This is a genomic window from Psychrobacter sp. CMS30 (genome assembly GCF_904846565.1).
In the GTDB taxonomy this organism is placed as follows: Bacteria; Pseudomonadota; Gammaproteobacteria; order Pseudomonadales; family Moraxellaceae; genus Psychrobacter; species Psychrobacter maritimus.
Genome location: NZ_CAJHBF010000002.1, coordinates 206,252 through 229,250 on the forward strand (window position 1 = coordinate 206,252; position 22,999 = coordinate 229,250).

Here is a 22,999-nt window from a genome sequence, read left to right on the forward strand (position 1 = left end):
TGGACAGCGATTTTTAGCATACTGGTATTTTTAGTATACTAATATCTAGAAGAGACGATGTAATGTCATAAAGTGAGGCTACTAGCAATGAATTTCAACTGTGCCCTATGAGAAGTATCATATTGATAATACTCATCATTAAAAAAGCGCCTACCTCATTAAATGAAATAGACGCTTTATCAATACAGGCGTTAAAAGGCTGAATAGATTTATTAGCAATAAATCATGCTTACACAGCTAAATCATCAGCCTAAAAACCATTTGGCTAAATGTAGCTTACTATCTAGCAAATAATAACTAGCAACTAATAACTAGCAACTAATAAAAACTAGCTTGCTTCACCAATCATATAATCAACCGCGCTTTGTACTTCTTCATCAGGAATATCCGCGCCGCCTTTGGCAGGCATGGCGTTGAAGCCATTGATAGCATGAGTATACAAAGTCTCTGTACCTTTTGCGATACGAGGTCCCCAAGCACCAGCGTCACCTAACATAGGTGAGCCAAGTAAGCCTGACGCATGACAAGTTTGGCAGACAGCGTTATAAACATCTTTACCATCACGAGGACCATCGCCTGCAGCTGGACCAGCAGAACGTGCGGTCACGTCACAAACTTCGTCGTCTTCAAAGCATACTTTAGCAACAGGTTGAATACGAGCAATCAAGTTAGGATACAAAGCAATCAGCTTTTGTACTTGCGGCGTGTCCTCTGGAATTGGCTCTTCAGCAGCAGGTGCTGCAGCGGCAGTTGCTTCAGCTGGCGCAGCGGCATCAGCACCGTCTGTTGCAGTTGCAGCGGCATCAGCAGGTGCAGCCCCATCGGTGGTATCTGCAGCCGCTTGGGTATCATCACCCAGTTTTTGCGGCGCATTTTCGACAACGTCTTGCCCTTCTGCAACATCAGAGATGGTTACAGGAGTGTCTACAACACTTTCAGCTTGGCTCACAGCGATACTAGCGATTCCTAGAATGGCAGCTGCCGATAACATAACTACTTTTCTCATTCGTCACGTTCTCTTATTGCGTATACAAGGGCCGACACGGCTTGGACATTCTGTCTGTCCTCCTTTGACAACCAAACCAGTTATCAATAGCAAACAGCCATCCCGCATGCAGGCGCGCTTGTAATCGGTGATTATAAATATGGATTCTCCCTGACATTATAAGGGAAAAGACAGGTAGATTGCCATGCCTGTTTGCTGACTATGGTGTTTTTTCTTAAAAAACCTCAATAGCGACCTTCATTCATTGGCTTTATGGCTTTTATTTGTTAGACTAAGCGGTCTTAATTTTTAGACGTCTCGCAGTATTAAAGACAGCTAATCATCCTCGTTTATACAGGGCGTTAATTAGTACGTTTTTAGTCAATAAATTATGCGCTCGTAGCTCAGTTGGATAGAGTATCGGTCTCCGAAGCCGAGGGTCGTGGGTTCGATTCCCGCCGAGCGCACCAATCATCATAATCAGTAGTATTTTACCTTTTCCTAGTCTCACCCATCTTCTCTACAACCCTTTGACAGCAACGCTTGGCGTTCTTAACTGCTGCCTATCGTTGTGCGCTAACATCGATAAAATGTTGTACATAGAGTTGTTAAAACCATTTAATTTATATAAAACTACTCTGCATCTTGTAAATTTGCGGTTAATTGAGCGCGGCTTGGTACACGGTGATAATTAATTACAGGTACGTCACCCAAACGGCGCTGACCGGCGGCAATCTTTTTATCAATCGTAATCATGGCAATTTTTTTATCTTGCTTACTGATAAGCAAATGATTGGTTTTGCGGTTGACACGGTAGTCAGGAAAATGCTGCTTTACCAACTCTGAGGTTTTTTGCAGCGCATCATTTATCGGTGTCTTCATACTTGTCGACTTTGGACTATGCTTATCAGCGAATTTAGGGGCGCGCGATTTTGCCAAGAACCATAATCCAACGACGACTGCCAGCAATATGACAAGCCACCACATTCCATCTATCATAGAAGTCTATATCCATTGTTAATAAGGGTTAGGTCATGTTAGCAGAATTATCAGCAGCGTTAATAGCAGAAGTCGACCATGCGGCCAAACTACTTGGCGCAAAACAGCGCATTTGTATTTTAACTGGCGCAGGGATTTCAGCAGAAAGCGGTATTCCCACTTTTCGAGATAAGCAAACAGGCCTCTGGGAAAACTATGGCGCTGAAGATTTGGCGACGCCAGAGGCTTTTGCACGTGACCCAAAACTGGTTTGGGGATGGTATCAGTGGCGCAGACAAGTGGTCGCCGATAAAAAACCAAATCCCGCCCATGACGCCTTAGCGCAGTGGCAGTATCATAGCCAATCCTCTGGCCAGCACATAACGCTTATTACTCAAAATGTCGATGACTTGCATGAACAGGCTGGCAGTACGGTCACTCATCTGCATGGACATCTATGGCGTAATCGCTGTAGCCAATGTAAGACACCTTATCAGAAGCAATCTAGAGGCTCATATAGCAGCGCCGACACTATGGATTATAGTGAGGTACTGATTAACTGTCCGCATTGTGATGGTTATATTAGACCAGATATCGTTTGGTTTGGTGAAGCGTTGCCCGTACAAGCATGGGAGACGGCTGAACAAGCGGCGGCTGATTGTGAGGCTTTTATCAGTATTGGTACGTCAAGTCTCGTCTACCCTGCCGCTGGGCTGGCACAACTAGCAAAAGATAATGGCGCTAAAATTATTGAGATAAATCCAAATCCGACACCCAATGCCATCGTGGATATTACCTTAGCGGAAAAAGCAGGAATGGTGATGCCGTTATTAATCCAAAAAATCACTGCGTTATAATCGCTTGACCCTAAAATAATAGCAAATGACAAAACAAAAGGCTTAACGATTGATATCAATCGTTAAGCCTTTATTATTAAAGATATATTCAATCAGTGCTTTATTCAATCAGTGCCTTACTACATCAATGCTTATTGCAGCGCAAGATCAACTCTCGCTAAGTATGCTTCTTTTAATTCATCATCTATGAATGATGATCTAAAAGAGTTTTTTACCAAAGTAATGATATCGTTTTCCGTTAGCGGCAGATTTTCACATAAATTGATAAAGTTTTGATTGATATAGCCTTTGAAATAAGCAGGATCGTCGGAGTTGACGCTGACATTAAGACCATAATCTAGCAGCGCTTTGATATTATGCGCTTGATAGCTGTCAAAAACTTTGAGTTCGATATTAGAGTTTGGGCAAACCGTCAGCGGCATTTGCTCCTCTTTTAGGCGTTGCATCAATGCGGCACTTTTTATCGATTGCACACCATGATCGATTCTACTAATACCTAGTAAATCCAACGCTTCATAAATATACGAAAAATCGGCTTCTTCGCCAGCATGAGCGACCAATGTAAAGCCTGCTTCTTTTGCCTTTTTAAAGACCTCTTTAAACTTGGCAGGAGGGTTACCCAGCTCAGAAGAATCAAGACCGACACCGATGATATCGTCTTTAAATGCCATCGCTTCTTCTAAGGTCTCAAAGGCCTCTTCTTGCGATAAATGGCGCAAAAAACACATGATAATACAAGAAGTGATGCCGTATTTTTCTTTAGCATCATCGAGTGCCTCTTTGATACCCGTAATAACGGCTTCAAACGGCACGCCCCTTGCGGTATGGGTTTGCGGATCAAAAAATATCTCAGTATGAATGACATTGTCTTCAACACATTTTAGAATATATTCCCACGTTAAATCGTAGAAATCGTCTTTGGTCATTAGGACATTGGCGCCCGCATAATAGATATCTAAAAAGGTTTGTAAATTGGTAAAATTATAGGCGCGGCGTACATCTTCGATATCATTATAAGGGATGTCTATATTATTCTTTTTCGCCAATCTGAACATCAGCTCCGGTTCTAATGAGCCTTCAATATGCAAATGCAGCTCCGCTTTGGGTAATTTCTTTATTAATTCAATCATAGTGTTCCAGTAGTGGCTTTTATTAAGCGCTGCGTTTGTCAGCGGGGTATATCTATAAAGGCTATTATATTTCAATTGGCCATAAAACCCCATAGACAAACAGCAAACCTTTGCATTCAGCTATAAACAGGACTTTATAAGGGTAACTTTATAATAAGGGTTGCTTCATAATAAGAGCTACTGCATAAAAGCCATTTCAAAAATACAGTATTAAAAACGCTATTTTAAAAATACCACGGTATCAGACAGCTCATTACCGGCGGGATCATCGCCTAGATGATAATACTGACGCAATAACTGACCTACCTCATCTAGTAGCTCTGCTAAGCTTTCTTCAGTTTTTTGATTGGCAATACCTGAAACCGCTTTTTCACACATGGCGCGCCACACAGTCGGGCTTACATGCGTGCTGATACCGCGATCCGCGACGATTTCAAGCTTATGCTCGCAGATATTGACGTAGATTAAAACACCCGTATTTTCTTCCGTATCCCAAACGCGATATTCACTAAACAAATCAATCGCCCGATCACGACAATCAAGACGATAGGCATCTTGGACAGGTAAGTGATTTTCTATAATTAAAAACACCTCACCGCGATGCCCACGCTCAGCCAACGTCACCTGCTCTGTCAGCCGCGCTTTAGCCGCTGGCGTTAGCCATTTGCTATGCAGCATAGGGACAAACAGTACTTGACGCCACCAACGAGCAAAACTTGCCTGCGACGAATTGCTTTTTACCATTATATTATTTCCTCAAGTACGCCATTGCTGGCAATCATCTAATGTCTGAACCTAACATGCCTTTATCAAAACCGCCTTTACCAAGAGCCGCCTGCCCCGCCGCCGCCAAAGCCGCCGCCACCACCTCCGAAGCCGCCGCCGCCAAAACCACCACCGCCGAAGCCGCCGCCACTACTGCCGCCCATACCCGGTAAGAACACCATGCCACCGCCGCCGCGTCCTCCACGACCACCGCGCCCGCCACCTGAGCCGCGCGAAATTAAAAACAGCCATAAAAATATCGCCATAATTAAGGTCATAAAGAAACCACCGCCCAAGGCAAGCGAGCCTGCAAAGAAACCGCCCGCAGTCAGGATAGAACCAAAGATGCGCCCAAAGATACTGGTAATAAAGCTACCAAATATCATCGCCATCACGAATAAAAACACTGGTGATGGATTTTCACCAATATCACTTTGGCTTTGACTGCGTTCAGCCGCTTGCGCATCGGCACGCGCCAACACTTCAGGGTCAGCGGTCAGACGCGTTTGCAGGGCACCAACGCCGGCCAATATCCCAGCGCCATAGTCATTTTGCTTAAATAGCGGCGTAATATCTTCACGAATAATACGGTTGACCGCAGAATCGGGCAACACACCCTCTAACCCATAACCGGTCAAAATGTACATATCGCGGTCATTGACGGCAACGACCATCAGCAAGCCATCATCAATGTCTTTATTACCGAGCTGCCATTTTTCGGCAACCTGTAACGCATAGTCGAAGATTGGCATACCATTGGTCGTCGGTACAATGACAACTGCAGCTTGCGCCAAACCTTGCTGATAGATACCTCTTAGCTGCGCCTCTAAGCGTTGTTTTTCTTGCGGGTTTAAGATATTGGCTTGATCAATGATGGGTGAATTTAGGATGAGCTTATCAGCATCGACACTTTTGGCACTCGACTGCACAGCTGGTTTAGTGGCTGTCGACGCGCCTGTCCCTTTTTCGCCACTACCATTATTAGCGTTTGCCGCATTGGGATTAATAGCATCATTGCCAATGATGGCTTCATTAATCGCTTCGTTACCTAAGACAGCATCGTTAAGGGCTTCATTAGATTCTGCGGCTTTGGCAATCGCCACCAAATCCTCGACACTACGATTTTGCATATCTGACGCGCTATCGCTAGCGACAGCAATATTATCATTAACACTGCCGTTGGTATTAGCATCGGTATTGGGCGCAGCATGCAGCACCGAGCCACTAGCGATGCTTAGGGTGAATAATAATGCGGATAAAAGTGCTTTTGAATTATTCATCTAATCTATACCACCTCAAATAACATCTTGACTAAATTAATGGCTGCAAAACCAAGCTAACGGCAAGGCGACGGATATAAAAGCGCTCAATAGAAAAATTCACTATAAACACTTATTTTTATCCGCCACGATTTTACTTTACTGCACTTTACTGAGCGGTCTTCGTATCGTCATCACCAAAGTCTACACTGGGTGCAGTCGATATCTCTTTTTCATTGGCGACGCTAAAGTTTGGCTTTGGATCCATACCAAATACTTTGGCAGTAATATTGGTTGGGAACTGGCGCACTGTGGTGTTATAGCCTTGAACTTCTTGGATATAACGATTACGCGCCACAGCGATACGATTTTCCGTGCCTTCAAGCTGAGCTTGCAAGTCTTGGAACAACGCATCTGACTTTAGATCAGGATAACGCTCAGAAACCGCCATTAGACGTGATAGCGCCCCAGTCATCTGGTCTTGGGCAGCGGCATAACGCTCCATCGCTTCAGGGTCATTGAGCAGCTCTGGAGTGATGGTGATACCGCCAGCTTGTGAGCGCGCCGCAGCAACTTGGGTAAATACCTCTTGTTCTTGCTCCGCATATTGCTGCACAACTTTCACTAAGTTTGGCACCAAGTCCGAGCGGCGCTGGTACTGGTTGACCACCTCCGACCACGACGCAGTGACTTGCTCATCTTGCGCTTGCAGATTGTTATAACCACAACCTGTTAAGCCAACGGTAGAAGTGGCCAATACGGCTGCTAGCAACATAGGTTTTACAATAGATTTACGCGTCATTTTTGACTCTCCTAAAAATAGTAAATAACAAACAAGACGTTTTTTTAAGCACTTTTTTAATCATACACATTTATATAGGCGTATATCTCCTCCTCTACAAATGTGTCGCCTGCCATACATTGTGCTAATAATGGCGCTATCAGGTTACTTTTACAATTCATCGTTACCAAAACACAACCGCAAAAGCACGGCTAATAGCAAGAGTTTGAGCGCTTTTTTCGACCTCTCTTAACTCATAAATCCTGACTATATTTTCAGCAACATTGAATAAGTCGTGACAAAAGCGTGATAAACAAAGGATTTTATCACTCTATGGCATAAATTCAGTGTTAATAAACACTACTATATAAACGCCTTTATAAAGAAAATTCTAGTAATTGGCTAAAAAATATGGCAAATTGCAGTTACGTAGCCGTACGGTTTGAATACATTTGGTAGTGGACTTGTTACATTTTTGGTACTAGAGAATTGATAACAACCCCTTAAAAAAGGATTGATAAGCAAACAGATGCTTGCCTATCAAGCTTAGCATAGAGATGTAAGCGACCGATATGACTCATAGAAAGTGGATTGCCATCACCTTGAGGATGGAGATTTAATATTATAACCGCCTGCTTTATCCGCTGATCTATTGATAACTGCTTAAGCATTTATGACGTGATAACAAAATATCGTCGTTATCAAACTGCAAAAAGATAGATAAGAATAGCAACCGTCGCTCATTTATTGCCATTTATAAATAAGCAGTTAATAAGGAGTGAATTTGATTACTAGCTAGCGCCAATAAGCGCTTGCCTGCGATCAATATTGCTAATAGACCCCGCGGATAAAGACAGAAAACTACAGTCCATTCTTGGTGGCTAAGCGCGTATGAAACTTAATCGATAGGTTTAAGTAGATGCCGATTATTTGAGAAGTTGGTTTTAATAAGGAAATTAAATAGCAAACTTACTCTAAGCATCATCATATATAGCCACTTTGAGACAGTACTAGGAATATATACATATGGAAAGTTTAGTTAATGTAGTAAACGGAATTATCTGGAGCCCGGCATTAATTTATTTATGCTTGGGCGCAGGTTTATTTTATTCCATCATGACGCGCTTCGTACAAGTACGTTTATTCAGTGAAATGATCAGCTTACTATTTAAAGGTAAGTCGAGTGCACAGGGTATTTCATCATTTCAGGCACTTGCCGTATCCTTAGCAGGTCGTGTGGGTATGGGTAACATCGCAGGGGTAGCAGCAGCTATCGGCTTCGGTGGTCCTGGTGCGGTATTTTGGATGTGGGTTGTGGCGTTCTTAGGCGCATCTACCGCTTATGTCGAATCAACCCTTGCGCAGATTTATAAAGAAAAAGACGTCATCACTGGCGAATATCGCGGTGGTCCGGCTTATTACTTTGAACGTGCGCTTGGTCAAAAATGGTACGGTATACTTTTCGCAATCGCTTCTATTTTATCATGTGGTATGTTCTTACCTGGTGTACAGGCGAATGGCGTTATTAGTGCTTTTGCCCAAGTCATGGGTGAAGGAACTATCATGAATGTGGCAGGACTAGAAGTCGGCTCTATGCGTTTGGTCGGTCTCGCTATCATTTTGGTCATCTTAGGTGTCATCATCTTCGGTGGTATCAAACGCATTGCAACCTTCACTGAATACGCCGTTCCATTTATGGCAATCGGTTATATTTTGTTAGCTTTAATTATCATGTTCAGTAACTTCAGTTTGATCCCAGATGTATTTGGCTTGATCATCGGTGATGCCTTTACTGCGCAAGCCGGTTTTGGTGCAGCTATCGGTTGGGGTGTGAAACGTGGTATTTACTCTAACGAAGCTGGTCAAGGTACAGGTCCTCATGCTGCTGGTGCTGCTGAAGTTGAGCATCCATCACAGCAAGGTTTGGTACAAGCATTCTCAGTTTACGTTGATACGTTACTGGTTTGTTCTGCTACCGCATTTATGATTTTGTCTACTGGCATGTATAACATTCAAGGTACGTTACCAGATGGTCAGTTCATTCTACAAAATGTAGCTGCTGCTACTGAAATTAACTCACCAGCCTTTACACAGATGGCAATGCAATCGGTATACGGTCAATTTGGTAATATCTTTATCGCTATCGCCGTATTCTTCTTTGCCTTTACCACCATCTTGGCTTACTACTATATCGCTGAAGTAAACGTCGCGTACTTAACGCGCTTTATCAGCCGCGGTGCCAATAAAACCGGTCTATTCTTAGTTAAAGTACTAATCATGGTGATGGTTGCCTACGGTGGTCTTAACTCAGCCGGTTATATCTGGGCGATTGGTGATATCGGTGTTGGTCTTATGGCTTGGCTTAATATCGTTGGTATTTTGGTCATCTTCTTTGTGGCCCGTCCAACGCTTACCATGCTTAAAGACTATGAAGCACAGCGTAAAGCAGGCGTGAAGCACTATACGTTTGATCCAGCAAAATTCGGTATCAAAAACGCGCCTTATTGGGAAGAGCGTCATCTTAAGCAACAACAAAGAATGGCAGCACAAGATCCACTACATAAAGAGCGTCTATAATTCACTCTACTGTAGTGCTGTCTAAATCGTGTTAATAGTATCGATGACATTGATAGTATTGCATTAATAGCATTGATAACATCGATAAAAAACAAAAAGCCCGAGGCCATTGTCTCGGGCTTTTTTATGCGCGTAAGGTTGTCATAAAGACAGTGATATATTTTGCGATGAGTCATGAAATAAGTCATTAAATACAAAAAGCCCAGCTCGGTGGCTGGGCTTCTCAAATACTTAGATACTTTTATTGTTGTTTATAGCGATAAAACCAGCTTATTTAGGTAGCAATACATTATCAATTACATGGACTACACCATTGGTCGCCATCATATCTGTGCCAACGATATTAGCCGTATTGCCGCTCGCATCAGTAATGACGTTGGCATCGCTGATAGAGAACGTTTGACCGTTTGCGGTTTCAATAGCATTGCCATAAGGGATATCAGCGGCTTTTACTACCATCGGTACGACATGATAAGTTAGGACGCTAGTGAGCATCTCTTTATCTGCCAATAACTGTTCTTTAGTGATGTTAAGCTTGGTTAATAAAGCAGCAAAGGCATCATCAGTTGGGGCAAATACCGTGTACTGACCTTCTGCCATCATCATATCATCAAGGTCGGCGGCTTGTAGTGCTGCCGTTAAAATGGTTAGATTTTCATTACCGGCTGCCATCTCGCCAATGCTTTGGGTAGCCATATCTGCTGGCATCGCAGTCGCGTCTGCTTCAGCCATTGCTTCAGGGGCAACTTCTGGCTCAACGACGACGTCAGTAGTCGCTTCTGGCTCTACTGGCTCGGTAACGGCTTCTTTATCGTTACAAGCAGCTAGTGACAATGCAGCGGTAACAACAGCGATAGATAATAGGTTCTTCTTTAACATAGGGTATTCCTTTGGGTAAATGGTTGGTGATTGGATGTTTATAAATGGGTAAGGGTTAAGGATGGATAAGGGTTTGAGTGAATGGCTTATAAATAAGTAACTTAGTGAATGGGTAAAATTTTAATAATTAAACACTTAGTTAATTCGTAAGTCCTAGAAATAAACCAACGATTTCAATGACTACCATATTAGCTGATTATTTTTTAATTGGTGCTTACTTAGGTAGCGACACTGTATCGATCACGTGTACAAAGCCCTTGTTAGGTTAATAACCCTTTTTAGCTTAAAAACCAATATTGGCTTATAGGCTAATAATATCGCTTTGTACTATATGAGCTTGTGTACTACCTAAATGAGCAGCTTATTAAATCCTTGTTTGAATTTATACAGCTTATATAAGAGCTTATTTAAGAAATTAATTAATCACTTATTTAGGCATTAGTACTCTATCAATCACATGCACCACCCCATTACTCGCAGCGATATCCGTTTTTAGAATCTTGGTTATGCGACCACTTTCATCCATGAGTCTGCCTTGTGGTGTAATGACCAATGTATCCGTACTTAGCATGGTGTAATTACCGGGTCTGACGTGTTTTTGATAAACGGGCGTGTTACCTTTTAGCACATGGTAAGTCAAAATCTTAGTGAGTAATGGTTTGTTGGCAAACAGCTCAGCTTTGGTCATACCTGTTTCTTGTAATGCTTGAACAAAGGCGGCATTGGTCGGTGCCAATACCGTATAGCTTGCACTGGTATCAGATAATGCGCCTGCTAAATCAGCAGCGACCACCGCTTCAACCAATAGCGAAAAATCTGGATTGCTTTGAGCGATTTGTACCACGTTCATACTGGTGGTAGCTTGGCTATGCATCGGTGCTTTCATAGTTGGGCTTTTGGTTGGCATCATATTATTACAAGCGCTAAGACCTGCGATAGAAAGTGCCAGAGTGCCAAGGGTGGCGATTTTAACTAGTTTCATAACATTGTCCTTAATGATTAAATAACTATAATTTATTTAGTTTTTATGACCGTCTTACAGTCAGATTGTCTTTCCTTAGAACCACTGCTTATATCAGAAGCACTGCTTACATCGCTGGTTGATTCCCAATTGTTAATCACTCACAAATAAAAATCATTAGCAGTTACTAATAAGCATTGCTTATGAAACGCCAATCCTTCTGAACTTAAATTAACATATAGCTAGTCGTTATAAATTTACGTTTACGCTATTTTTTGTGCTATCGATGTAAGTTTTGTCAGTGTTTTAGGTGAATAATTAGAGTTTCACGCTTGAAAGCAAAGCTTTATGTAATCATTGCGTGAAAGGATATTCATTTGTACCAAGTGGCATTATCCAATAGAATCAACACAAGAGAATCAATGCCATAAAATCTAACACTATCATGCATGCGTCATGGTACGTTTAATCATAAAGCCATTTGTAAAACGCCAAATTTCAAATATGTTTAAATGCGATGGCTGCAATGGTTTTGCCAAAGCGGAATAAGCACAATCCCGTGATTCATAGGCATTTCATGCTAGAATAATCCAGATTTGCTTATCGGTTTTAAGCCGTTATTTTATGAAGTATATGATTTAAACGCCCTATTCTATTACTAAGCTAACCCTAAAAAATATTGAACGACGTTACCTCCTTCCCTTTATTATCTTGACTCTATAAGCAGCGCTCCTATGACTCAAAAGACTAATACATCACCGACCTCTTCTTCCGCTGATAGCTATACAGATGTAGCTAATGCATCAAACACGGCTAATGATTTTATTCTCACGCCGCCTGCTGTGTTTCCTTATAAGGTACAGCAACAAAACGCGCGCGCTCGTATCACTGAGCAGATGGCGTCGCGGATTTTGATGTTAGATGGAGCAATGGGCACGCATATTCAGAACTATAAGCTCGAGGAAGCAGATTATCGCGGTGAGCGTTTTGCCGATATTGAGCAAGATGTACGTGGTAATAATGATTTGCTGGTACTCACGCAGCCGCAGATGATTAAAGAGATTCATATTGCCCATCTGGAAGCCGGTGCGGATATTATTGAGACCAACAGCTTTAATGGTACGCGCCTATCGATGGCCGACTATAATATGCAACATCTGGTGCCGGAACTGAATAAAACCGCTGCCAAAATTGCGCGCGAAGCTGCTGATGAATTTACCGCTAAGACCCCAGAAAAGCCGCGCTTTGTCGCTGGGGTTATCGGTCCGACGTCGCGTACCTGTTCATTATCTCCCGATGTTAACGACCCCGCCTTTCGTAATATTACCTTTGATGAATTAGTACTGAACTATCGCGAGGCGACGCTAGCATTGATAGAAGGCGGCGTCGATATCCTGTTAATCGAGACCATTTTTGATACGCTAAATGCCAAGGCAGCCATCTTTGCGGTAACTGGCGTCTTTGATGATATTGGTTTTGAGTTACCGATTATGATTTCGGGTACGATTACCGATGCGTCAGGTCGTACCTTATCAGGTCAAACGGCTGAGGCGTTTTATAACTCGATTCGCCATGCTAAGCCATTATCAGTTGGCTTTAACTGTGCTTTGGGCGCTGATGCGCTACGTCCACATATCCAAACACTATCAAATATTGCCAATACTTATGTATCTGCGCATCCGAACGCTGGGCTGCCCAATGAGTTTGGCGAGTATGATGAAAGCGCTAGAGAAACCGCGGCACTGCTTGAAGGCTTTGCCAAAGCGGGTATCTTAAATATCGTCGGCGGCTGCTGCGGAACCACCCCTGAGCATATTCGCCAAATCGCTAATATGGTGGCCAATTATCCACCGCGCGTCATTCCAGAAATCGCCCCTGCTTGCCGCTTATCGGGACTTGAGCCATTTACCATTACCCCTGAAAGCTTGTTCGTCAACGTCGGTGAGCGTACTAACGTTACTGGCTCTAAAAAGTTTTTACGCTTGATTAAAACCGAAGCCTATACCGAAGCGCTGGATGTCGCCCGCGACCAAGTCGAAGGCGGCGCGCAAATCGTCGATATCAATATGGATGAGGGCATGCTTGACTCCAAGCAAGCGATGATTCACTTTGTCAATTTGGTGTCTGGCGAGCCTGATATCAGCCGCGTACCCTTGATGATTGACTCGTCTAAATGGGACATTATCGAAGAAGGTCTCAAACGTATCCAAGGTAAATCCGTCGTCAACTCTATCTCGTTAAAAGAAGGTCATGACGAGTTCGTCGAGCGTGCCAAGCTGTGTATGCGCTATGGTGCAGCGGTCATCGTCATGGCATTTGATGAAGACGGTCAGGCTGATACTTACGAGCGTAAAATTCAGATTTGTCAGCGCAGCTACGACGTCTTGGTTAATGAGGTCGGCTTTCCGAGTGAAGATATCATCTTTGACCCAAACATCTTTGCGGTTGCGACCGGTATCACTGAGCATAATAACTACGGTGCTGACTTTATTAATGCGACCAAATGGATTACGGAAAACTTACCAAATGCCATGGTATCGGGCGGCGTCTCTAACGTCTCGTTTAGTTTCCGTGGTAACCCGATTCGTGAAGCCATCAACTCGGTATTCCTTTATCATGCGATTCAAAACGGCTTGACCATGGGTATCGTCAATCCAGCGATGCTTGAGCTCTATGATGATATTCCAAAGGAAGCCCGCGACGCCATCGAAGATGTCATGCTCAATCGCAACCAAGGCGAGAGCGGTCAAGATGCCACCGAACGTCTGATGACCATCGCTGAAAGCTATCAAGATGGCGGTAAGAAAAAAGACAGCACCGTCGATATGTCATGGCGCGAAGGCACGGTCGAAGAACGTATTGCTCATGCGCTAGTAAAAGGTATCACGACCTTTATCGATGCCGATACAAAAGAGGCGTGGGAGAAGTATCCCAAGCCATTAGAAGTTATCGAAGGGCCATTAATGGACGGTATGAATATCGTCGGTGACTTATTTGGCGCTGGTAAAATGTTCTTACCGCAAGTGGTGAAATCTGCTCGCGTGATGAAACAATCGGTCGCGTGGCTGAACCCGTATATCGAAGCCGAAAAAGTCGAGGGCGAAAAGAAAGGTAAAATCCTTATGGCGACGGTCAAAGGTGACGTTCATGATATCGGCAAAAACATCGTCGGCGTGGTACTTGGCTGTAATGGCTACGATATCGTCGATTTGGGCGTGATGGTACCTTGTGAAAAAATCCTTGATACAGCAATCGCTGAGGAAGTCGATATCATCGGGCTATCAGGTCTGATTACTCCAAGCCTCGATGAGATGGTCTATGTCGCTAAGCAAATGCAAGAGCGCGGCATGACCCTACCCTTAATGATTGGCGGGGCAACGACTTCTAAAGCCCATACGGCGGTTAAAGTCGAACCACAATATCAAAACGATGCCGTCATTTATGTATCGGACGCTTCACGCTCAGTTGGCGTAGTGACTAAGCTGCTATCCAAAGAGCACCGTCAAGGCTTAATCGATGAGACGCGCGAAGAATACATCAAAGTACGTGAGCGCCTTGCTAAGCGTCAACCAAAAGCGGCAAAAATATCCTATGCTGAATCAATAGAGCTTGGTTTTAAAGATGATTGGGACAACTATGTACCGCCAGTGCCTAATAAGCTTGGACAAGTGATATTCGATGATTACCCCATCACTAACCTGCTGCCTTATATCGACTGGACGCCGTTCTTTATCTCTTGGGGACTTGCTGGTAAATATCCAAAAATCTTGCAAGATGAGGTGGTTGGTGAAGCCGCACGCGATTTGTTTGATAATGCCAATGACTTGATGCAAAAAATGATTGATGAGAAGTTAATCGTTGCCAAAGGCGTCTTTAAGCTCATGCCAGCCCGTCGTACCGGTACCGATACCGTCACCGTCTATGACAAAGCACCAACTGAGGGCGGCACAGCAGAATATCAATTTGAGCATTTGCGTCAGCAGAGCGACAAAGCCAGCGGCAAGCCAAACTTTAGCTTAGCGGACTTCATCTCGCCATCGGAAGCTCATACCGATTATCTTGGCGGCTTTACGGTTTCTATAGTTGGGACAGAAGCATTGGCTGAAAAGTATAAAGCAGCTGGTGACGACTATAACGCCATCATGGTGCAGGCATTATCTGACCGCTTAGCTGAAGCTTTTGCTGAGCATCTACATGAGCTGATTCGTAAAGAATATTGGGGTTACCAACCGACTGAGTCGCTCACTAATGATGAGATGATTAAAGAAAAATATGTTGGTATCCGCCCTGCACCTGGCTACCCTGCCTGCCCAGAGCATACCGAAAAAGGCAAACTCTTTGAGTGGCTAGGCACGGTTGATGCTATCGGTACAAGACTCACTGAAAGCTATGCAATGTGGCCAGCTTCATCGGTCAGCGGCTTCTACTACTCGCATCCTGAGAGTGAATACTTCAACGTCGGTAAAATCAGCAGCGATCAGTTAGAGAGCTATGCTGAGCGTAAAGGTTGGGATATGAAAACTGCTGAGAAGTGGTTGAATCCGAATTTGTAGGAACATGAAACTCAGTTAACGCTTAAATAATTTATAGTTAATTTTTGGTTTACTCATTTAATGTGGGTAAGCCATTTTTTATGGGGTAATGATTTGCGTTAAATAAGCAAACTTATTGCTCGCTTAATAAAAAAATACTTTTATCATTTGCTGACAATAACCATGCTAATCCTGTGGAAATTAATATAACTATTCATACTCATAATCTTCTTCTAAAGATACATATCTTTTGAGTTCTCAGTATAAATCTAATAATTTACTGCACTCATTTTCAGCTTTATTATTCATCAAATTCAACTGGTGCTCGTTAAGGTAATCTTTCAGATAAACATAGCCATCTGTTTTTAAACCCTCGACAGAAGCATTATGTAATCCAGTCATTTGCGAATAAGATTTTTTGTTATCTAAAATTTCAAAGGTATAAAAAACAATATTATTAATTTCTTTTGGAATATTCATTATTAGCACTCTAATATTACCCTCTGCAAGTAACTTAATAGATACTTTATTATTACCATAAACCTTTATTAAAATATTTTCTACTACCTTGTTACTATATTCATTAATATCAAAAACTCTTATATATTCCTCTAAAAGCGGAATATAATAGAAATTATTATAGCTATATCTATCACCATCCTTAAGGAAATCTATTACAGTTTTCATGTTGGAAAATACCATAAAATTATTCAAATAATCGCTATAAAATCTTTTCTTAAAAGATTCGGATTTTTTGATTATAAAACTTGCACAAAAGTATTCTTGGATACTTTTATGCACAAAAGTATAGTTAAGCCCATCTACAGGAAGAAGGCAAACTACTTTAGAGAAATCTTGAAGAATATCTCCAGCTTCTGATTTAATATTTTTATTTTTTATATAAGCACTAATTATTTCTATTACTCTTGGGTAACTGAATATCAATTCATCTTTTCTGAAACTGGTAAAACAAAAATGTTCAAATATTTCTTGTAGCTTTACTTCGTCTAAGCTGCTATTAAACTCCCTTTTGTATCCAGGCTTGGTCTTGTCATGACGAGTCGACAATATAGAAAATATATTTTTATAAAATTCACTTTGAGTTTTAGGTAGTTCGGAAGATGCCCTATATATCATCACATATAAAGTTACCATTAAAGGAGTTGTAAGCAGACCTTTAATTTCAGAATTACTTTCTTCAATTGATTCCTTTAAAATATTTCTAACATCTGCCTCTTGAACTAACTTATCTATCAATGCTTTTTGCTCAGGATATTTATATGGATCTAACTGAGATACTTTAAAAGCATTGATGTTTTGAATATCATCTCCTGGACGAGAGCTAATTATCATTTGCATTTTAGGGTAATACCTATGCCACCTTTCTATTTCGTTCAGGAACCCTTTTATCTTGTCACGACTTACCTCATCAAAACCGTCTAAAAATAAGACTAAATTTCCACTTTCAGCCAACACATGAAAATTTTTTTTAGAAAATATTGGTATCCATTCAGCTATAGTAGAGCTGACTGCATTTTCTAAACTCTGGTTAGTTTCAAGCTTCCGCAGTTCTAGAAAAATAGGTATTCGCTTACCTAACCTAGCCTCTTGATAAGTTAGATACCTCATAAATATGGACTTACCCTGACCCACTGTCCCCTCAAGAACAATATTTTTTTCATCAATATCTATGATTTTATTAATCTGAATGTTTACATTCTTCACTCTGGTTGGAATATAAAATTCATGCAAGTCTATACTAGAGTCATTTTTGTATATTGTTTTTACTTTTGCAACGTCTGTTATTTTCTCAGATAAGCCTTGTAGTGAATTTTCTATTTTTCTATTTTTAATAGCTACTGACGTTTTCCCAAACAGCCAAGTAGCCGACTTAGTTACTGGTTCTTTTAACAAATTGGCTAGAATAGACGCTTCTATAATCATTATACTTGTCAGCTTTTAGTAGTTATATATAAGAAATTCGAGAGAGTGTAATTGCAATAATGTAAGAGTCTTTCGCTTACTTAAAAACAAGTAATATTTTCTTGAAATGCAGTTTAGCTCTCATTTTAGTAGTTATTCTGATTAAATAGTTGACTTGCAATAGCTTATTTTGAAATATGAAGCAAGTAACATATCAAACCTTGGCTAGTGCTTCGCGTATATAAGTAGATACGAGCGAAAAGCAGGATTAGCTATCTACTAATTTCGTCCTAGTTCAAAATCAATCTGATTTACTTTTTGCACGCCGACACCGCTCAGAACAATAAATTACCTGCTCCCAATCCTTTTCCCACTTCTTACGCCAAGTAAAAGGACGCTGGCAAACGGGGCAGACTTTTTGCGGTAAGTTTACCTTTTTATGTGCCATCGTCTGCTCCCTTATTCCCTTATACCTCTAAATGACTATTAACGCTTATTTATCTTCTTTTTGATGATCTAGACCTTCATATTTTTTAATACGCCGACATTGGTCCGAGCAATAGACCATGCTCTCCCAGTTTTTATCCAATTTTTTAGTCCAGCTAAACTCGCGCTCGCAGACTGGACATTCTTTTTTGCGGACATTCTTTTTCTTGTGCGCCATGATATTTATTACCTTTAGATTAAAAAATTTTTAACGACCCCAAATGGGTGAGCGCACTACCCCGCCCGTTCTACTGCTAATCGCATAACTTGTATTACCGGATAATGAGTGAATAACTAAGCTACCGCCATTTTGACCGCTCACTTGTGGAAGCTTGGTAGGATAGACAGCATACTGTGCAGAAGGCGACAGTCGCGCGGGCTCGTCTAGTCCCGTTTCTGCCAGATTGATAACTTGCCCAGTAGCAAGCGTCATCACCGCCGCCTTACGACCATTGAGGTATGCCAAACGTTGACCATCTAAACTCAGTTGCGGACTGGCCGCATAGCCGGCTGTCGGTATAATACTCGCATGACCCGTGGCAAAGTTATAACGATAAATACTTGGGCGACCAGCGCGGACTTTATCACTGGTATAGACAAAGCTTTGTCCGTCGCTAGCGTAGCTTGGCTGCACCTCAGTACTTGGCAAGGTAGTGAGCTGTTTGGTATTGCCGTCACTTAGACGCCTCTCATAAATATCAGCATTACCACCAACCGTTGAGCTATAGAGCAGTTTTTGCCCATCAGGCGAAAATGAGGCTGATAAATTACTGCCCTCCACATCTACGATTAGATGTTGCGTGTTGCTTTTGCGCTCATAAATATAAATTTTGGGATGCTGGCGCGGTGCTTGTTTGCTATAGGCCAGCATCTGACCATCTGCTGACCACGCTGGCGCATAGATATAACCATTTAACTGATCTATCAATTGGCGGTCGCTACCATCAGGACGAATGCTATAAAGTGTCGATATCTTTGCAGCGCTAAACCCTTGCTCTTCGACATAAGCAATACGCCCTTGCTGATCTATCGCTGGCATGCGCGCCGTCAGTGGATTGCTCGCACTCATATCAGCAGGTGTCTGAGTCATATTACTTGTTGTTAATGTTTGACAACCCGCTAACAAACTAAACGCCGTTATCGCCGTGATGCTACTCAGCGTACGTATATCGAAGAATGACTTTGATACAAAGATTTTTAACATAAGATGACGTCCAATAAAATGTTGATTATTGCGTACTGAGAATCTTAATAAATAAGGTTAAAAAATGAATAGCATAAAAAACATCATAGCTGCCTGAATACTTTGCTGCCTAAATACTTGGTTTAGCAGCTTATGACAGTGTAGCGTAAACCATGGCAAATTTTAGATAAAAAAATGCCCCACTGATTAGTGAGGCATTATTTATATTAAATTTTATAGCATTCGTATTAAATAAATCAGTTACTTAAAGACTGCTTTATTTAGCAACGGCTTTAAAATAAGCGACTTGATTGTCGTTTTTAATAGTCAAAACAGGCACATTATTAGCATTATTATTGATGCTGTATTTACCTTGTACCGTCGCCAATGTCGCGGTATCAAAGCTGGCTTGTGGCTCAGGGCAGGCCATCATCGTCGACATGACATTACCTAATACAACATTGCCATTTACGACGCTATAACTAGCACCTATGTTATTACAAGTATTGGTAAAGGTCACACGGTTGGTGGTGCCATCTTTAAAGAATTTTAGCGTTAATGGTTTTGCTGGATCAAAGAACAATTGGCTTACTTTCTCGCCATTGGTGCGCTTAGCATCGACAAGCTGCCAGTTATGCGCTTGTAGGGCATCAGCAGTAATTGGCTGAGTCACAGGTGCGGTAACACTAGGGGTCGTGGTTTGGCAACCTGCTGCAGCAAGTGTCCCAACAGCAAGGGTTGCAGCCATCATCATTTTAGTCATGTTTTTCATATTAGCTCCTGTAATGGTTAACATTCAAAATAAAAAAGTAGTCATTATCTTTTATTTTAAGTATGCATTTTTATTATGATTAATTTATTGTCTTCTTCATTAACCTAAACAATGGCGCTATTATGCACAAATGATAGCTGACTGTCATTATAGATTGGGTATCGATTACCGCGATATTTGTTCCACTGTATGGTTTTTTTGCTAACGCACCTTGTATGAGGAATTATTACCTGCTAACGCTTTAGCCAATAGTTCATTTCGAAACCAAGCCTTTACCGAGCGTAATCAAGCATTAAATTAATTAGAATTGGAATTGACACTCGTATTTAAAGCAGCTGCCTTTTGCTTTTGTAAAGCCGCATATCCTGCTAAGCGTTTGCGTTCTGTCTCATTAAATAGCTGCTGCTCTATTTGATTGATTTGGGTTTGCGCTTGTACTTTATCTGCATTTTGACTTAACAGCTGCTGTTTTTGTGTTTGATACTGCTTAAAACGTTGATCAAAGTCAGCATCTTGTTGATCGACCTGTGCAAGCCTTGCTGCTGCTGGCGCGCCGACCAAAGCACGGCGCATATTGTATAATTCTTCAGCCGTTGCGCCTTGCGCTTGCATCTGCTCTGTACGAGTAATTAGCTCATTAAGATTGGCTTGCTGGGCGATATTGGTTTTAATCGCGTTGTCTGGCATACGGCTAATATAATCCTGTCTGGCCGCTTCTTTTTGCGCGTCAGAGAGCTGCTTGTCTTGGTTGATTTTGACCATCGCAAGACTGTAATCATCATACTCATCTTCTGCCGCAAAGAAGGCTTTAATGGTCGCTTTATCAAAATGTTGCTGGCGCAATTTGGCGACGTCTTGTTTTTGCTGTGCTACCACGTTTAAATCCAGCTCGCCAGTTTTTGTCGCTTGTAATTGTAGATTGCCATAACGGCTTTCTATAGCAGGAATCGCTTTAAGATAGGCCACGTATTGGTCAAATATCGTCACCGCTTGGCTGGCGGCAGGCTCTGGCGTGTGACTGCGGATATAGCTTTCCACACGAGCATAAATAACGGCTTCCTCTTCTTCGCCTAACGCCGATAAGAAATAATCAAATAAGCGCCTTAAGCCTTCAGTAACAACCAGCTGCTTATTTTCATCAATGATAATCTCACCATCTACATCCGTCCCTTGTAATGAGCGCGGTAGATTCTCAAGACCTGTGGTAAATTGGCTACTGCTTTGCTTGGATAATGTGTCGATGCCATTATTAACATTTGCTTCGTCTGTAAAGCTGGCGCTTGTTTGATTGTCCAGCGCTGTAGACTGCTCTTGAGAATAAGCATTACTAGAATTATTCGGCTTAAACCACCAAATAATTGCTCCTACTAAAACGACTATGACAGCGATGATAACGGGCAAAAATGGTACACGGCGATTATGTGACATAACGAGAATATCTTATTTAATCAAGCGGTTTATATAGGAAGTTACTATCCATAAAATGGGATAAAATAAAAGGGTCACTATTGAACTGACCCTTTTATTTAAAAGCGGTTAATTTGCTAACTTATATATGAGCTCTAAAACAAGCTTTAAAAAATAGCTTTATAAGTTGGCTTTTTTCAAGCGGTTAACCTGATCGCGATATAAAGTTTTAGGACTAGGCTGTCCCCATGCCGTCAAGCCCAATACTTGATTTGACGAATCTAAATGGTTCATTTTATAGTCATCACGAATCACGTAGCCTAGACGGCTAGAGCAAGCAGAAACCAAACCATCATTGCTCTCGCCATCAAAGGTGGTCCCAGTCAATGCTAAGAGATAATCACTGGGATCTAAGCCATTGGTCACTTGACCGATACCGCTAAAAGAGTAGTACTTGTTACCGTTGACTTCAGTATTGGTAGGTTGACCACAATAACTACTAGGCATAGCGGCTGGAAACTTGGCGTTAAACTTCGCCGAAGACGCAGTAGATAGCGCTGTTACCGCCTCCCAGCCATCTTGCTCTTGTATCTCTTTAAAGCTGATACCTGAGCCGACGTCCATAAAGCCACCAACGAACTTAAAGAAGCCTAAAGCAATCTGAGAGCCTACGTTAAATTCACCTTCAGCATAGCCACTATTCGCGCTACCTTCCACGACTTGCTTAATAACCCAGTCGGCCATTTTTGAGCCTTGCTCGGGACTTGAAACCGCGGTCACAGAGGCAACGTAATTAGGCGCCACACCAGCCACATAACGAATATCGATACCGCCCATACTGTGACCAAATAAATTTACTTTGGGTTTACCTGAAATCGCTGTAATGGTTTTGATTTGTTGTAGTAATTGCTCACCGCGCACTTCACTGTTATTAACAGCGGAGGTCTTAGTGCTATAAACCTCGCTGCCACCTGCCATCAAGGTTTCAGGAATGCCATAAAAGTAGTCAAGCACGCCAAACAGCTTCGTCCAGCCGCCAAGCCCATGCGCCATTACGACAGGATATTTGGTATCGGTATGGCTTGAGGTAAAATACTTGCTACTGACCAGTTTACAGCCCGTTGGATTGGCGCAGTTATAATACTGTCCAGCTGCTTGGGCGGAGGTAGCTTGCAGGGTCATCAGTAGCACACCAGCGGCAATAGAGCCCGCGGCACCCAGTGATGGTAAAAGTGCACGTGGCGTGAGCGGCGCGCGAAAACGGTCTTTGAGAGTCATAACAACATCCTTGTTATTGTAAAAACGGGGGTTTAAAGAGGTTTTGATCGTGCTTATTTTTTAACGCTTATTGCTTATTTTCTAGCGCTTAGTTATTGCATCCTGCACCAAGCGCTAAAAACCGTTGCCAATTCATTTAGCAAACAAAATTACAATACTTCTATAATCTGCAACATTCAACCGCTTTTTTACGTCTAAAGCCTATTTCAATGACTTTATAGTCACGTATATGCATATAAATGCGCT

Annotated in this window: 18 protein-coding genes and 1 tRNA gene; 4 read left to right on the forward strand and 15 right to left on the reverse strand. The window is 42.1% G+C overall.

Going from position 1 to position 22,999, the window contains the following annotated elements; all coding sequences use genetic code 11:
* Window positions 1-328: 328 nt before the first annotated feature.
* Window positions 329-1,006: a cytochrome c5 family protein gene (locus JMX94_RS01975; RefSeq protein ID WP_201562714.1), complete on the reverse strand. Its 678-nt coding sequence runs from the start codon at window positions 1,004-1,006 to the stop codon at window positions 329-331.
* 372 nt (window positions 1,007-1,378) lie between these two features.
* On the opposite strand from JMX94_RS01975, the gene JMX94_RS01980 reads away from it, so the two are divergent.
* Window positions 1,379-1,455: transfer RNA gene (locus JMX94_RS01980), tRNA-Arg, on the forward strand.
* A 163-nt stretch (window positions 1,456-1,618) separates the two neighbouring features.
* Here JMX94_RS01980 and JMX94_RS01985 read toward each other — a convergent pair.
* Window positions 1,619-1,984, reverse strand: coding sequence for a hypothetical protein (locus tag JMX94_RS01985; protein ID WP_201562716.1), 366 nt, complete (start codon window positions 1,982-1,984; stop codon window positions 1,619-1,621).
* A 35-nt stretch (window positions 1,985-2,019) separates the two neighbouring features.
* Between JMX94_RS01985 and JMX94_RS01990 the strand changes: the two genes are divergently transcribed.
* A complete protein-coding gene (locus tag JMX94_RS01990; protein WP_201562718.1) occupies window positions 2,020-2,820 on the forward strand; it encodes an NAD-dependent deacylase in 801 nt (266 codons plus the stop codon).
* 131 nt (window positions 2,821-2,951) lie between these two features.
* On the opposite strand, the gene JMX94_RS01995 is transcribed toward JMX94_RS01990, so the two are convergent.
* The 4 genes from JMX94_RS01995 to JMX94_RS02010 all read right to left on the reverse strand — a co-directional run bounded on the left by JMX94_RS01995 (window position 2,952) and on the right by JMX94_RS02010 (window position 6,776).
* Window positions 2,952-3,950, reverse strand: coding sequence for an adenosine deaminase (locus JMX94_RS01995; protein WP_201562720.1), 999 nt, complete (start codon window positions 3,948-3,950; stop codon window positions 2,952-2,954).
* Window positions 3,951-4,169: 219 nt separating this feature from the next.
* Complete coding sequence (locus tag JMX94_RS02000) at window positions 4,170-4,694, reverse strand: TPM domain-containing protein (protein WP_201562721.1); 525 nt, start codon at window positions 4,692-4,694, stop codon at window positions 4,170-4,172.
* A 77-nt stretch (window positions 4,695-4,771) separates the two neighbouring features.
* Window positions 4,772-5,995: a YgcG family protein gene (locus JMX94_RS02005; RefSeq protein WP_201562723.1), complete on the reverse strand. Its 1,224-nt coding sequence runs from the start codon at window positions 5,993-5,995 to the stop codon at window positions 4,772-4,774.
* Between the two features lie 148 nt (window positions 5,996-6,143).
* On the reverse strand, window positions 6,144-6,776 hold the full coding sequence (locus JMX94_RS02010) for a LemA family protein (RefSeq protein WP_201562725.1): 633 nt from the start codon (window positions 6,774-6,776) through the stop codon (window positions 6,144-6,146).
* Between the two features lie 1,005 nt (window positions 6,777-7,781).
* Between JMX94_RS02010 and JMX94_RS02015 the strand changes: the two genes are divergently transcribed.
* Window positions 7,782-9,332 carry a sodium:alanine symporter family protein gene (locus JMX94_RS02015; RefSeq protein WP_201562727.1) on the forward strand — a complete coding sequence of 517 codons (1,551 nt, stop codon included), beginning with the start codon at window positions 7,782-7,784 and terminating at the stop codon, window positions 9,330-9,332.
* Between the two features lie 270 nt (window positions 9,333-9,602).
* Here JMX94_RS02015 and JMX94_RS02020 read toward each other — a convergent pair whose 3' ends face one another.
* Together JMX94_RS02020 and JMX94_RS02025 are read right to left on the reverse strand one after the other, a co-directional pair.
* Window positions 9,603-10,211 (reverse strand): fasciclin domain-containing protein, encoded by a 609-nt coding sequence (locus JMX94_RS02020; RefSeq protein ID WP_201562728.1) that lies wholly within the window; start codon window positions 10,209-10,211, stop codon window positions 9,603-9,605.
* A 427-nt stretch (window positions 10,212-10,638) separates the two neighbouring features.
* A complete protein-coding gene (locus tag JMX94_RS02025; RefSeq protein ID WP_201562730.1) occupies window positions 10,639-11,193 on the reverse strand; it encodes a fasciclin domain-containing protein in 555 nt (184 codons plus the stop codon).
* Window positions 11,194-11,906: 713 nt separating this feature from the next.
* Between JMX94_RS02025 and metH the strand changes: the two genes are divergently transcribed.
* Window positions 11,907-15,725, forward strand: a complete 3,819-nt coding sequence (gene metH / locus JMX94_RS02030; RefSeq protein ID WP_201562732.1) for a methionine synthase — start codon at window positions 11,907-11,909, stop codon at window positions 15,723-15,725.
* A 237-nt stretch (window positions 15,726-15,962) separates the two neighbouring features.
* Here metH and JMX94_RS02035 read toward each other — a convergent pair whose 3' ends face one another.
* The 7 genes from JMX94_RS02035 to JMX94_RS02065 form a co-directional block, all read right to left on the reverse strand.
* Window positions 15,963-17,648, reverse strand: a complete 1,686-nt coding sequence (locus JMX94_RS02035; protein ID WP_201562734.1) for an NACHT domain-containing NTPase — start codon at window positions 17,646-17,648, stop codon at window positions 15,963-15,965.
* Between the two features lie 280 nt (window positions 17,649-17,928).
* A complete protein-coding gene (locus tag JMX94_RS02040; protein WP_201562736.1) occupies window positions 17,929-18,075 on the reverse strand; it encodes a DUF2256 domain-containing protein in 147 nt (48 codons plus the stop codon).
* A gap of 45 nt (window positions 18,076-18,120) precedes the next feature.
* Complete coding sequence (locus tag JMX94_RS02045) at window positions 18,121-18,291, reverse strand: DUF2256 domain-containing protein (protein WP_021813321.1); 171 nt, start codon at window positions 18,289-18,291, stop codon at window positions 18,121-18,123.
* 30 nt (window positions 18,292-18,321) lie between these two features.
* Entirely contained in the window at window positions 18,322-19,317 is a 996-nt protein-coding gene (locus JMX94_RS02050) for a PD40 domain-containing protein (protein ID WP_201562737.1), read from the reverse strand.
* Window positions 19,318-19,573: 256 nt separating this feature from the next.
* Window positions 19,574-20,068, reverse strand: coding sequence for an META domain-containing protein (locus JMX94_RS02055; protein ID WP_201562739.1), 495 nt, complete (start codon window positions 20,066-20,068; stop codon window positions 19,574-19,576).
* 297 nt (window positions 20,069-20,365) lie between these two features.
* Entirely contained in the window at window positions 20,366-21,496 is a 1,131-nt protein-coding gene (locus JMX94_RS02060; protein ID WP_201562741.1) for a lipase secretion chaperone, read from the reverse strand.
* Between the two features lie 159 nt (window positions 21,497-21,655).
* On the reverse strand, window positions 21,656-22,753 hold the full coding sequence (locus tag JMX94_RS02065; protein ID WP_201562743.1) for a triacylglycerol lipase: 1,098 nt from the start codon (window positions 22,751-22,753) through the stop codon (window positions 21,656-21,658).
* Window positions 22,754-22,999: the final 246 nt, after the last annotated feature.

Coding starts and splice junctions, on each gene's coding strand:
- metH (WP_201562732.1), top strand. CDS start 11,907: ATGACTCAAAAGACTAATACATCACCGACCTCTTCTTCCGCTGATAGC.
- JMX94_RS02015 (WP_201562727.1), top strand. CDS start 7,782: ATGGAAAGTTTAGTTAATGTAGTAAACGGAATTATCTGGAGCCCGGCA.
- JMX94_RS01975 (WP_201562714.1), bottom strand. CDS start 1,006: ATGAGAAAAGTAGTTATGTTATCGGCAGCTGCCATTCTAGGAATCGCT.
- JMX94_RS02040 (WP_201562736.1), bottom strand. CDS start 18,075: ATGGCACATAAAAAGGTAAACTTACCGCAAAAAGTCTGCCCCGTTTGC.
- JMX94_RS02000 (WP_201562721.1), bottom strand. CDS start 4,694: ATGGTAAAAAGCAATTCGTCGCAGGCAAGTTTTGCTCGTTGGTGGCGT.
- JMX94_RS02025 (WP_201562730.1), bottom strand. CDS start 11,193: ATGAAACTAGTTAAAATCGCCACCCTTGGCACTCTGGCACTTTCTATC.
- JMX94_RS01990 (WP_201562718.1), top strand. CDS start 2,020: ATGTTAGCAGAATTATCAGCAGCGTTAATAGCAGAAGTCGACCATGCG.
- JMX94_RS02060 (WP_201562741.1), bottom strand. CDS start 21,496: ATGTCACATAATCGCCGTGTACCATTTTTGCCCGTTATCATCGCTGTC.
- JMX94_RS02035 (WP_201562734.1), bottom strand. CDS start 17,648: ATGATTATAGAAGCGTCTATTCTAGCCAATTTGTTAAAAGAACCAGTA.
- JMX94_RS02050 (WP_201562737.1), bottom strand. CDS start 19,317: ATGTTAAAAATCTTTGTATCAAAGTCATTCTTCGATATACGTACGCTG.
- JMX94_RS01985 (WP_201562716.1), bottom strand. CDS start 1,984: ATGATAGATGGAATGTGGTGGCTTGTCATATTGCTGGCAGTCGTCGTT.
- JMX94_RS02020 (WP_201562728.1), bottom strand. CDS start 10,211: ATGTTAAAGAAGAACCTATTATCTATCGCTGTTGTTACCGCTGCATTG.
- JMX94_RS02065 (WP_201562743.1), bottom strand. CDS start 22,753: ATGACTCTCAAAGACCGTTTTCGCGCGCCGCTCACGCCACGTGCACTT.
- JMX94_RS02005 (WP_201562723.1), bottom strand. CDS start 5,995: ATGAATAATTCAAAAGCACTTTTATCCGCATTATTATTCACCCTAAGC.
- JMX94_RS01995 (WP_201562720.1), bottom strand. CDS start 3,950: ATGATTGAATTAATAAAGAAATTACCCAAAGCGGAGCTGCATTTGCAT.
- JMX94_RS02055 (WP_201562739.1), bottom strand. CDS start 20,068: ATGAAAAACATGACTAAAATGATGATGGCTGCAACCCTTGCTGTTGGG.
- JMX94_RS02045 (WP_021813321.1), bottom strand. CDS start 18,291: ATGGCGCACAAGAAAAAGAATGTCCGCAAAAAAGAATGTCCAGTCTGC.
- JMX94_RS02010 (WP_201562725.1), bottom strand. CDS start 6,776: ATGACGCGTAAATCTATTGTAAAACCTATGTTGCTAGCAGCCGTATTG.